Genomic DNA, 12,076 nt, shown 5'->3' on the forward strand with positions numbered 1-12,076 from the left:
TACGTTTTAATGTTTTTTAACGCTTGGCTCTGACACTTATCAGACCACTCTGGTGAGTCGATCAAGTAAGCAGAATTCAGCGGCGGTGTATTCTACCAGTTTTCTACAGCAGTCTCACAAGCAACCTGACACAAATTTCAGTACATTTTAAATATTGAGCCCCTATCTTCAGACCATTATTCGATGGCAACAACTGAAGTTGCTAGCTTTCAGCATAGTCAATAAACCGTAACATTTCGTGGTGGTACTCAGCAGTCAAGCTCTTTATGATAGAAACATTGACAATAAAAATAATCCATTAGGAGAAAATAATGAGCATCAACTTAGACATTGCTAAACAAAACCTATTAAAATTAAAAGATGAGTACGAATCTCGAATTGATAAGATAGAAGATCATATTCAGAATCCGCAAGATGATCTCAATGAACACTGGGAAGATCAGGCTATATCCTATCGTCAAAATGACATGCGTAAAAATTTGATGAGTGAGGCACGTCAAAGCTTAATCTATGTCGAAAATGCATTAGGTCGGATTGAAAATGGTACTTATGGCGAGTGTGAAGTCTGCGGTGAACAGATCGAAGAGCAACGCTTAGAAGCGCTGCCCTATGCTACCTTATGTATGGAACACGCTGAGTAGCACTGTCATATTAATACTATATTGTAAGACTATTGCTACTCTAAAACTTCTCTAAAAAGCATGTTTCAAGTAGGTATTTTCCATCTAGAAAATGCCTGCTGCCATTGGTGACAGCGCTGAGCTATGTCTGCTACTGGTAGATCCATGATATCCCCGACTACTGCCACAAGCGCAATGGGCAAATCTACCAGCTCTGAGACATTTTCTGCGGTTAACCCCCCTATCACACATATTGGTATGCCTTGCTGACACCCTTCCACAAGCTGCTGACGCGAAATGATATTAGCATTTGGCTTAGTTGTAGAAGTAAATACAGCACCCATCGCAGCATAACTTGCGCCGTCATTTTTTGCTTCTTTAATCAGCGCTACATCACCATGGCAGGTACGACCGATGATTTGATGCGGTGATAGAGACTGTAGAGCATCACCGATACTGCCGTCTGTTTGACCAAGGTGTACCCCAACGCCAAGCTTTTCGGCCAACTTCACGTCATCATTAATAACAACTGGCACGTTATACGTTTTAGCTAACTCAACGATTCTTTGCGCCTCATCAAAAAGCTTCAAAGCTCCATCAGGTAGACTAAGAACTTGCTTACGACGAATTTGTAATAGCGCAATTAATCCTGTCGATAAGGCTGCTTCTAGCTTTTGATATAACAGCTCAAATTCATCATCGTTGGTCAATAAATATAGCTTAGGCATAACTGAGGAGAATGATGAACGACTCATAGCGTGTATCCTTAATTCTTAAATTCAACACAATAAAAAAGCCGTTATATGATATAACAGCTTTTTTATACATTTAGAAAAGATAGCTTATACTGTACGGCGTGTAGCCAAACTATTTAAGATATTTTTAGCATCGCCCCAACGTGTTGCTGAGCTGTTTGCTCCTAAGATAACGATAATCGCAGGACGATTATTGACCCGAGTTTCCATTACCACACAACGTCCGGCTTCATTGATAAAGCCTGTCTTAGAGATACCGATTGGATAGCTGCCGTCACGGACCAACGTGCTGGTATTACTGGCTTTATAGGTACGGTTACCACTTGAGTAGTTTGAGACAAAAAAGTCATAGCTCTTAGTAGTAGAAAAACGACGAATAACATCATAATTACCAGCAGCACGTACCATCTTGACCAAATCTTTTGAAGAAGCTACGTTGCGCTTATCAAGTCCAGTTGGATCACCAAAAAATGCCGTATTCATGCCCAAGTCTTGTGCTTTACGATTCATCGCACGCATGAAGGCATCATAGCCACCTGGGTAATTACGCGCTAAACTCTTCGCTGCTGGATTTTCAGACTTCATCAACGCCATCAATAGCATCTCAGCGCGGTTTAAACGATCACCTGATTTCAAACGTGAGCTTGCACGCTTAGGACCAACAAAATCCTCTGGATCAAGCGTGATTTCTTCACGCATATCAAGGCCTGCATCCAATACGACCATAGCCGTCATAACCTTGGTGATACTGGCCATTGGGCGCGCGATATCAGCATCTTTTTCGTAGATAGATTCGCCAGTTTCAGCATCGATCACCGCAACACTACGTGAATCGGTGCTAATCGGAATCATATCACTGCTACCGAAAGCCCCACGATAGGTTGTGTTATAGCGAGCATTATTAGTGTTATTACTACTAGCAAAACTATTAGTATTCGTAATATTGGTAGTACCATAGCCATTATCGACTTTCTTAATAGCAGAGCCATTAGACTTGTACATTATGTTGCGGGCTTCAGACAAACTATCAGCGCCGCCCCAACTCAGGCGTGCACTAGAGGCAGTGTCAGTGCTACCATTAATTGTAAGCGCGGCTTGTGCAACACTGCCCAAACTCAATGAAATCATAGCAGCGATCAATTGCTGTTTGGTTAATGGTAGTTGCTTCATTATGCCTCCTGCTGTCGCTATTACGCCAGTTACATATTGTCTGACGCCAAAAACGTACGTAGCGTTTATAGATGTGTTTGTAAGTACTCACATAGAGCTTTTGTATTTTTAGTGTATCATGGTTTACATTTAAGTTTAATCTATCAAACTGATTTAGTAGTTTTTTTTGGCTTCATTCAAACTTTGCTACAACCAATTTATATTATAGAAACATCAATTCACACTGCAGCAATATAATTTAACTTCGAATGTTATGATTACTCGTATTTTGTTATATTAATCAGCGGTATTTTGAATATACAAAGATACAAAGATACAAAGATACAAAGATACAAAGATACAAAGATACAAAGATACAAAGATACAAAGATACAAACAATGGTTGAAATATATTCGTTTTTTATACTATTTGAACCTAATAAAGCGTTCATTCTGACAATCAATAAAGAGTATGGTTATGATTAAAGTATTAGTGGTAGATGATCATGATTTGGTACGGATGGGCATTAGCCGTATGTTGTCAGACAGCCCCGATATTGAAGTGGTAGGTGAAGCAGACAGCGGTGATATGGCTATCAAACAAGCCAAACAATTACATCCTGATGTGATTTTGCTAGACGTCAACATGCCGAATATTGGCGGGCTTGAAGCAACCAAACGTCTGATACAACTTGATATGGGTATCAAGATTTTGGCGGTCAGTAGTATGTCTGCACAGCCCTATCCCTCAATGCTGATCAAAGCAGGTGTCAATGGTTACATTACCAAAGGCACGCCGCTTGATGAAATGATACGTGCGGTCAAAAAGATTTATCAAGGAGGTCGTTACTTCAGTCAGGATGTGGCTGAACAGTTAGCAGATGTTTTATTGTCTGATAATGCAAACTCACCTTTTGACTTATTAAGTGACAGAGAAAAACAAGTGGCCATGATGGTTGTTAATTGTCAAAGCCCTCAGCAAATAGCCGATCAATTATTTGTTAGCGTCAAAACTATTAATACGTATCGCTACCGTATCTATGAAAAAGTTGGGGTTGATAGCGATGTTAAATTGACTCATTTGGCCATTCGCCATGGTCTGATTCAACCATAAAGCATCTACTTATTACGGCCAGTTTATGAAATCTGCTACTACCAACATTAGGTCTGTCATTACTCACTACGTATATGATGAAGATACGCTGCCTTTACCACAATTGCGTAAGTTAGGACTGATTTATAATAGCTATCGTTTCGTTGTTAGCCTGTTCTCTATGCTCATGCTATACATCTCTGCTCGTACTGACGGCAGTGCCTCCCTACCCAGCTTTTTGCAGCAAACCACTTTAAGTTTTTATATGCTGTTAAGCTTGATACTGCTTGGGCTATTTTATGTTGTTAGAAAACATATGCGCCGCCAACTGGCATTCGGACTGGCCTTAGACGTTATTATATTAAGTCTGCTGCTCTACACGACAGGTAACCCTGATTTGCAGTTAACCATGCTATACATGGTGGTCGTCGCAGCTAGCTTTATGCTACTACATGGTTCACAAGCGCTAGTTATTACTTTACTTGCCATCATTCTCGTTATTTATCAGCAATTTTTCTACGCTATTGCTAATAGCATGAGTCTAGCTAATCTAGGTGATGCGCTACTGATGTCAGCGAGTTTTTTGGCAGTGGGCGGTTTGAGTTGGTCTATCTCTCAACGATTGGTACAGCTTGAAAAAGTCGCGGCAAACCATGCTAAGGAAGTCGAGCGACTAAACGTGATCAATCAAGAGGTTATCACGCAGATGGTGAATGGTGTTATTGTTATCGATAAGCAACATATTGTCTTAGCAAATCTTGCCGCACATCAGTTGCTGAGCCTTTCATTTGTCACGCCTGCCACACCTACCACAGCGCAGAATACCTTTGAAGATGTGAAAGAGACTCAAAACAAAGCGCTTCTCTCTAATTTCGAGCAGCAACTCAATAAGCAGCATTCCCAGTTATTTAATGCCTGCTTGTCGGTAGCATCTGGGCAGTCACGCGCTTTTACCTACGATGTTCCGGCTGTGGCAAATGCCTCAATATTTGGCAAATTACGCGTACAGATTATTCCACTAAAAGACGATAGCAAACTTGTCATATTAGAAGATTTACGCCGTGAGCAAGCCAGTGCTCAACAGTTGAAACTGGCTTCTTTAGGGCAATTAACTGCCAGTATTGCCCACGAAATCAGAAACCCATTAGCAGCGATATCGCAAGCCAGCCAGCTATTAATAGAAGATGTTGCAGAACAAATGGAAGATGACAGTGCATTAACAAGTGAATCGAATGCTGCCATGACCGGCAACCATGAGCTTTATGAAATGATATTTTCACAGACAAAACGTGTAAACCGTATCATCGAAGATATTTTAAAGCTGTCTCGTCAGCAGACGGCTACCCAGCAGGTGCTCGAGTTAGCTGAATGGATGCCATCGTTTTTGGAGAATTACTTTCAAGGACACGACATTTTTCTACGAATAAAAACCAAACCCATCATATCATTTGATACTCATCAGTTAGAGCAGATATTGATCAACTTAATTAATAATGGCCTGCGTTATAGTAGCTATTCTCATCCTCATGCTTATGTAGAAATCGACATTTACTGCGCAGACAACGATGTTATAATCGATATATTAGATAATGGTAATGGTGTTAGTGCTGGAAATTTAGAACTTTTGTTCGATCCATTTTTTACAACAGATAAAGCTGGTACAGGGCTAGGGCTCTATTTATCACAAGCATTTTGTGAAGCCAATCAAGCACGTTTACTCTATATTCCTGAACATGAGAAAACATGCTTTCGATTAATTGTACCTTCTATTAAATCTGATAATAAATTTCAAACTATCGAAGAAAATCTTACCTAAATTTACCTTTTGAAAGCTATTACGCCCATTTAGACCCAGATATTGATTTTATAGCCATAAAATACAATGAGATGATGTATGACAACAACTGCGCTAGTCGTCGATGATGAAGTAGATTTATGTCGATTGATGCAAATTACCTTGACTAAAATGGGTATCAAAAGTGATGTGGCTTATACATTGTCGCAAGCAAGAACATTTTGGCAAGACAATGACTACGATTTCTGTCTGACGGATTTAAAACTGCCAGATGGCTCGGGACTTGAGCTGGTAAAAGAAATTAGCAATAGCTCTAATATTCCAATAGCGGTGATTACGGCTCATGGCAGCATGGATTTAGCTATTGAGGCATTAAAGCTTGGTGCCTTTGATTTTGTCAATAAACCGCTAGAACTACCACGTTTGCGCCAACTGGTAGAGAATGCCATAAAAGTTATTCATCAAGATAACGAAGTACAGGCTGCACCGGAATGCTCTCCTGAACAAAAAATGCTAGATAGTAGATTGATTGGTAATTCTGCTGTCATGCATCCCCTCAAAAATACTATTTTAAAGCTAGCACGCTCACAGGCACCTGTGTTTTTATCGGGCGCTTCTGGCACAGGCAAAGAAGTGGTCGCCAGATTGATCCATGATTTAAGTCCACGGCGTGATGGCAGCTTTGTACCAGTGAACTGCGGTGCGATACCATCGGAGTTAATGGAGTCGGAGTTTTTTGGTCATAAAAAAGGCAGCTTTACAGGGGCTGTCGCTGATAAACAAGGCTTATTCCAACAAGCCAATGGTGGCACGCTATTTTTAGATGAAGTGGCAGATTTACCTTTAGCCATGCAGGTTAAATTGTTACGTGCCATTCAAGAAAAAACAGTAAGGGCAATTGGTGATACAAAAGAAGTGCCAGTAGACATCCGTATTTTGTCTGCCACTCACAAAGACCTGAGCCAATTGGTACAAGATGGTGCATTTCGACAAGACTTATATTATCGCATCAATGTCATTGAGCTAAAGCTTCCAACGCTTAATGCACGCCGTGATGATATTCCTGTATTAGCAGACCACTTTTTGGCGATGATCGCCGATGACTGGCAATTAGAGTCGCCGCCGTCATTGACGATGGAAGCCTGCGAACGCTTACAACGCCACGATTTTGCGGGTAATGTCCGTGAACTACGCAACTTGTTGGAGCGTGCAGTTACGTTAGCTGAAACCTCATACATTGACGTTAGTCATTTAGGTCTTCCTGACATTGAACCTGAGCTTGTAGATATACAAGAGCAAAATCATAGCTCAGCTGTCGATAGCTCTGATCTACCTGCTCGTAACGTAGAAAATCAAATAGACGTTCAATCTACAGTCCAATCAACAAAGGACGATGAGCAAGTCATTCCATCTAGCAATATGGCGAGGCCGGTTGAGCAAAGAGCTATCAATTTACATCTCTATCGTACTAACACCAACCATTACCCATCAATGGTGCAGCATTCGTCAGCTAGTAATGACAGTTCGTCAACCAACGTAGCAAGTACTCATGACGAAGAGTCGCTCCTTGACTCCAACGTCCAACAAGAAACATCTAAAGACATATCGGGTTTACAAGAATTGTTTGACGGTCAATTACCGCCTCAAGGGTTAGAACATTATTTGCAGGAACAAGAAAAGCAGCTGATTATCACGGCACTCAAACAAACTGGCTGGAACAAAACCCAAGCAGCTGAATTATTAGGAACCACCTTTCGCTCTTTACGCTACCGTATGAAAAAGCTCGAAATTTCTGAAGATGCGTTCGACTAGTTTCTTTTGAACGTCATCATCAAATATTTTTAAGCGTTGAATGGTATGTACTGTTAATTGAATGCTACGAAATTCTATTCTTTCGTAGCATTTTTTCTAACAAAGCGAATACCCGAATCAAGCGCACGCGCCTTTACTAATTCTAAAGCTTGCTGCTCCCACGTGTTCTCGCTGCCTGATAAGGTCACATCAGGCTCTACACCGAACTCATCTATTTGTTTGCCTGCTGCCGTCATATAATTGGCCACAGTCAATTTGACGGCTTGCTCATCGTTTAACGGTATGACTGATTGTACTGAGCCCTTACCATAGCTAACTTCACCGATAATAGTAGCGCGTTTTTGTGCTTGTAAACTACTGGCAAGCACCTCTGCTGCTGATGCTGAATAGCGATTTTGTAATACCACTAATGGCAAAGGCTTAAGTATCGCATCACCTTGGGTCGATAGTACGCGTGATTTATTTTGACGTGCTTGCACCTGCACTACATCGGTATCATCCATAAATAAACTGGCCACGCTCACTGCTGATGTCAGTACGCCACCTGGATTATCACGCATATCTAGTAAAATTCCTGATATCGGAGCGTTTAGGTTAATTAAACCTTCTAGTAATTTCTCACGGCTGTTGTTTTGAAACGCCGGTAATTTGACAATGGCAATACCATCAACCAGTTTGGTCTCGATAATCTGCGGATGACTATTATTACGCTGCAACGTCGTTGTGTGCTTACGGCGGCCAGCTTTGGAAGTAATAATATCTACCTGCGTACCGGCAATACCCGTTAAGAGCTGCTCAACATCATTGACCTGTCGCCCTTCGTCTAGCTTAAACTCATCAACTTGATGCAAATAATCACCAACTGCGATGCCTTTTTTGTCTGCAGGTGAATCATCGATAACCTCTGTCACGACCCAATAGCCCGCCTCTGGCTGGTAATTAACCTTAATACCAATATCACCAACGTCGCCCTCAGTAAAAGCACGCAGGTTCTCATAAGCTTCTGCATCCAAAAACTCAGCATGGCTATCAAGTTTGGTCAGCATACCGCTCATCGCATTGCTAAACAACTCTTCGTCATTGACCGCATCAACGTATTGACGACGTACTAAATCCACCACCGCCACAAATGTCTTTAGCGTCTCAGGAGAGATAGCATTTAGCGAAACTTGTGCAACTTCTGCTGGAATCTCCGTATCAATATCATCGGCATCATCTGTTAGCGCGCTTTCATCTGGCACACTATCTATCGAGTCATCTGGCTCATCGGCAACATCTAACATATCAGCAATGTTAGATAAATTATCAGCGTCGTTTTCATCCGCTATCTCATCTGCATTTAGACTAATGAGCTGTAGACCATTCGTAGGATTATCATTATTTGTAGAAGCTCCCACTGCTGCTTGTGCATTTACGCTAATCGCACAACCAAGCACACCTATTAAAATTGCAGGCTGCAAAACCTTGGACGCGACGGATGCCTTCTCTACTGATTTACTTAACCCTTTGAATAAAAAAGAACGTGCGAAAGAAATAGGCTGCATAAAAGAACTCATTTGAATAATAGAGAATGCGAATTTATCGTTATATAGCGATTTATAAGATAGCACCAAACGCATATTTCGAACTAGCATAGTATTGCAAGTAAATTAAGTAAAATGTATCACAAAAAAAGGAAAGGATAATAGGTTATCCTTTCCTTTTCGATATCTTCTAGTACAGCTGTCAAATCAGTATAAACCACAGTCATTCAAGTACTGTAGTTTAATTCGACTGATCTAGACTGCTGGAACCAATAAGCTCTCACCTGTCATCTCAGCAGGGGCATCGACATTCATCAATGATAAAATAGTCGGCGCCACATCACTAAGTTTACCGCCACGGCGTACTTGCAGCTTTTGGTCACCTACGTAAATTAATGGTACATGTTCTGTCGTATGCTGTGTATGCACTTGACCACTTTCATAGTCTTGCATCTGCTCGCAGTTACCATGATCGGCTGTGATAAGCATATCACCACCAGCAGCACGCACCGCTGACTCGATACGGCCAACACATACATCTAAAGCCTCTACCGCTTTTACCGCTGCATCAAAGATACCTGTGTGTCCAACCATATCACCATTGGCATAATTGACCACCAATACATCATAATTACCAGACTCAATCGCTTCTACTAATTTATCAGTGACTTCAGGTGCACTCATCTCAGGCTGTAGATCATAAGTCGCAACGTCTGGAGATGGCACTAATATACGGGTCTCGCCCTGATACTCTTCTTCGCGGCCGCCACTAAAGAAAAACGTCACATGCGCATATTTTTCAGTTTCAGCGATACGCAGCTGGGTTTTTCCTTGATCCTGCAAGTACTCTCCCAATGTGTTGGCCAGAGACGTTGGGTAGTAAGCAATGGTGGTTTTTGGATTGTCAGCTAGGACATCTGAATACTTAGTTAACATCACAAATGCCGCCAGCTTTGGCTGTTTTTGACGCGCAAATCCAGAAAACTCATGATCTGGCAGAACAAACGCTTGGGCAAGCTCACGAGCACGGTCAGCACGGAAATTCATAAAAATAAGGGCGTCGTTATCATTGACAGTATATGGCACTTCATCACGTCCAATTACAGTCGTTGGACTGACAAACTCATCGGTCTCACGCGCTTTATAAGCAGCTTGAACAGCGCCATCTGCCCGTGTCGATAGACGATCAGCTTTCCCTTCAGTAATCAGCTCATAAGCTTTTTGCACTCTATCCCAACGATTGTCACGATCCATTGCATAGTAGCGACCGATGATACTTGCAATCTGTACGCGGCCACCTTCGTAATGAGCATTCAATTTATCAATATAGTCGCGCAGACGATTGATGTACTTATCAGCAGATTTAGGCGGGGTATCACGGCCATCTAAGAAACAATGAATAAAGACATTCTTGGCACCATGGACCAATGCTGAATGACACATGCCTTCGATATGGTCTTGATGTGAGTGGACGCCGCCATCAGAGAGCAAGCCCATAATATGGACGTTACCGCCACGCTCATTAGCCGCTTTTACGGCATTGACCAATGCTTCATTTTTATAGAATTCACGATTGGCCAACTCACTTGAGATACGTGTTGAGTCCTGATAAAGAACACGCCCTGCGCCTAAGTTCATGTGACCGACTTCTGAATTACCAAACTGACCATCTGGCAAACCAACATCTTCCCCTGAAGCTGAAATAAGCCCATGAGGATATTGCTGATAAATCTTGTCTAAATTTGGCATATTGGCAGCAGCGATGGCGTTATCTTTATCTTCTTCACGATGACCAAAGCCGTCCAATATCATCAAGACATGCGGTATTTTTTTATTCTGTGCACCGTCTTGGTTATTGCTAAGCTGTGTTTTATTATTATCAATAGAGTCTGATGCTTGTTGGGTACTGGTCATATATTACCGCTCCTCGAGTGAATGAACGCCTATAATGCTGTGTAAGGGAATATAAAGCCCTCTATATTAACACACATCTTGAAATAGCTGAAAAACTGAGCATTTTTCGTGAGTTTATGAATAATTTTATAGGGTTATCTTATGACGTTTTTTCTAGATAAGACAATATAAGTGCGGCCAACCAACCAAGCTACGTATCAATCTGTAATTCAGACTTGCAATCACTCTTTTCATTGGTTAAGATAAAACTATTCTGAAGTGTTGGCTAGTAGATGTTTATTCCCTGAGCCGATAATGCTTTACCAGGATGTGGTACCTATTGTCTCATTGTGTATGCCTGCACCGCTTGCGGTGTATCAGGAAACCTGCAGAGATGATGACGCATCCGCCCTGAACTTCACGGTTCATGGGTCACCATCTTACAGCGGCACTTCGGTTGTTTCATTCGGTTAGTAAATATATTTCTTATAATTTATTTACTACCACTAAAAAGCCCCTTTCGTCATCGACGAGAGGGGCTTTTTTTATGCTTACGATTTAACTGAATAGTTATTCGTCATTAGCAGACTTGGTAATTTTCTTGACATCTTTAGGGATGTTTTTGGCAGTACCATCAACCGTAGTATGCTGTTTAAACACGTCACCAAATGGGTTTTGCTGCTGTTGACCAAACGGATTCTGGCCATTCATGCCACCTGCGCCACCGAACGGGTTTTGACCGCCCATACCACCAGCACCGCCAAATGGATTTTGACCACCACCCATTTGACCACCCATCTGCTTCGCCATCATTTCCATCATTTTTTGCTGATTATTCATGACATAATTATTGGCCAAGTCTTTTAGCTTTTTCTGCACAGGTGGCAATACCACCAACAGCGCCATCAAATCACTAAGTACCCCAGGAATAAGCAATAAAATACCTGCAGCTGCCATCGCGATACTCTTAATCATCGTGGTCTCTGGCGGACGCATCGCAGGGTTCATCATGCCACCAGCTTTCATTTGCTGTGCCATTGGATTAAGAGCAGCCATACCTTTGCGCATCAAAGAGATACCGATAACCGCGGCGATAATAAACCACATAAACACCCACCAGCCGCTCATAAACTGAGCAAGCAAATACCACAGTAGCATCTCGATAATAAACCAAACGATGGCTATACCAACTATCTGACCCATAAAGTGTCGTCCTATAAAATAAAAACCAATAAATTGAGCGCCATGAAAATTAAAATGGCTAACATATGATGTATATGGGGATTGGTTGCTATACTATCAAACTTAAGGCTAATTTTTAAGCCATATAGTCGGTACAATATAATTTGGATACAAGGAAGACAAACGTCAGTGCTACTAGCAGTAGGCTAAGCGAGTCTGACTCCATATCCGATTTCTATAGGACTGAATATAAA

General features: G+C 41.6%; 9 protein-coding genes and 1 other RNA gene. 5 read left to right on the forward strand and 5 right to left on the reverse strand.

Annotated features, from left to right (window positions below; translation table 11 throughout):
* Positions 1-311 precede the first annotated feature (311 nt).
* Entirely contained in the window at positions 312-641 is a 330-nt protein-coding gene (locus HCZ91_RS04130) for a TraR/DksA C4-type zinc finger protein (RefSeq protein WP_179798366.1), read from the forward strand.
* A 65-nt stretch (positions 642-706) separates the two neighbouring features.
* Here the strand turns inward: HCZ91_RS04130 and HCZ91_RS04135 are convergent, their stop codons facing one another.
* Both HCZ91_RS04135 and HCZ91_RS04140 read right to left on the reverse strand, forming a co-directional pair.
* Positions 707-1,375, reverse strand: a complete 669-nt coding sequence (locus tag HCZ91_RS04135; RefSeq protein ID WP_102090458.1) for a thiamine phosphate synthase — start codon at positions 1,373-1,375, stop codon at positions 707-709.
* An 87-nt stretch (positions 1,376-1,462) separates the two neighbouring features.
* Complete coding sequence (locus HCZ91_RS04140) at positions 1,463-2,545, reverse strand: serine hydrolase (protein WP_179798368.1); 1,083 nt, start codon at positions 2,543-2,545, stop codon at positions 1,463-1,465.
* Between the two features lie 457 nt (positions 2,546-3,002).
* Here HCZ91_RS04140 and HCZ91_RS04145 point away from each other — a divergent pair, with 457 nt between their 5' ends.
* The 3 genes from HCZ91_RS04145 (at position 3,003) to HCZ91_RS04155 (ending at position 7,224) form a co-directional block, all read left to right on the forward strand.
* Positions 3,003-3,638, forward strand: coding sequence for a response regulator (locus HCZ91_RS04145; protein WP_101206382.1), 636 nt, complete (start codon positions 3,003-3,005; stop codon positions 3,636-3,638).
* A 25-nt stretch (positions 3,639-3,663) separates the two neighbouring features.
* Positions 3,664-5,433, forward strand: a complete 1,770-nt coding sequence (locus HCZ91_RS04150; RefSeq protein WP_179798370.1) for an ATP-binding protein — start codon at positions 3,664-3,666, stop codon at positions 5,431-5,433.
* A gap of 78 nt (positions 5,434-5,511) precedes the next feature.
* Entirely contained in the window at positions 5,512-7,224 is a 1,713-nt protein-coding gene (locus HCZ91_RS04155) for a sigma-54 dependent transcriptional regulator (RefSeq protein ID WP_179798371.1), read from the forward strand.
* Positions 7,225-7,298: 74 nt separating this feature from the next.
* Here the strand turns inward: HCZ91_RS04155 and HCZ91_RS04160 are convergent, their stop codons facing one another.
* Both HCZ91_RS04160 and gpmI read right to left on the reverse strand, forming a co-directional pair.
* Positions 7,299-8,768 (reverse strand): S41 family peptidase, encoded by a 1,470-nt coding sequence (locus HCZ91_RS04160; protein ID WP_179798373.1) that lies wholly within the window; start codon positions 8,766-8,768, stop codon positions 7,299-7,301.
* A 234-nt stretch (positions 8,769-9,002) separates the two neighbouring features.
* Positions 9,003-10,661 carry a 2,3-bisphosphoglycerate-independent phosphoglycerate mutase gene (gene gpmI / locus HCZ91_RS04165; protein WP_179798375.1) on the reverse strand — a complete coding sequence of 553 codons (1,659 nt, stop codon included), beginning with the start codon at positions 10,659-10,661 and terminating at the stop codon, positions 9,003-9,005.
* A 247-nt stretch (positions 10,662-10,908) separates the two neighbouring features.
* Here gpmI and ssrS point away from each other — a divergent pair.
* Positions 10,909-11,104: non-coding RNA, 6S RNA (gene ssrS / locus HCZ91_RS04170), on the forward strand.
* A 106-nt stretch (positions 11,105-11,210) separates the two neighbouring features.
* Here the strand turns inward: ssrS and HCZ91_RS04175 are convergent.
* A complete protein-coding gene (locus HCZ91_RS04175; protein ID WP_057760971.1) occupies positions 11,211-11,843 on the reverse strand; it encodes an FxsA family protein in 633 nt (210 codons plus the stop codon).
* Between the last annotated feature and the right edge of the window lie 233 nt (positions 11,844-12,076).

The sequence above is a fragment of the Psychrobacter sp. BI730 genome (genome assembly GCF_013414195.1).
Taxonomy (GTDB): Bacteria; Pseudomonadota; Gammaproteobacteria; order Pseudomonadales; family Moraxellaceae; genus Psychrobacter.

Excerpts from the sequence above, each read along its gene's own strand:
- HCZ91_RS04130 (WP_179798366.1), top strand. The coding sequence starts at position 312 with ATGAGCATCAACTTAGACATTGCTAAACAAAACCTATTAAAATTAAAA.
- gpmI (WP_179798375.1), bottom strand. The coding sequence starts at position 10,661 with ATGACCAGTACCCAACAAGCATCAGACTCTATTGATAATAATAAAACA.
- HCZ91_RS04155 (WP_179798371.1), top strand. The coding sequence starts at position 5,512 with ATGACAACAACTGCGCTAGTCGTCGATGATGAAGTAGATTTATGTCGA.
- HCZ91_RS04135 (WP_102090458.1), bottom strand. The coding sequence starts at position 1,375 with ATGAGTCGTTCATCATTCTCCTCAGTTATGCCTAAGCTATATTTATTG.
- HCZ91_RS04150 (WP_179798370.1), top strand. The coding sequence starts at position 3,664 with ATGAAATCTGCTACTACCAACATTAGGTCTGTCATTACTCACTACGTA.
- HCZ91_RS04160 (WP_179798373.1), bottom strand. The coding sequence starts at position 8,768 with ATGCAGCCTATTTCTTTCGCACGTTCTTTTTTATTCAAAGGGTTAAGT.
- HCZ91_RS04140 (WP_179798368.1), bottom strand. The coding sequence starts at position 2,545 with ATGAAGCAACTACCATTAACCAAACAGCAATTGATCGCTGCTATGATT.
- HCZ91_RS04175 (WP_057760971.1), bottom strand. The coding sequence starts at position 11,843 with ATGGGTCAGATAGTTGGTATAGCCATCGTTTGGTTTATTATCGAGATG.
- HCZ91_RS04145 (WP_101206382.1), top strand. The coding sequence starts at position 3,003 with ATGATTAAAGTATTAGTGGTAGATGATCATGATTTGGTACGGATGGGC.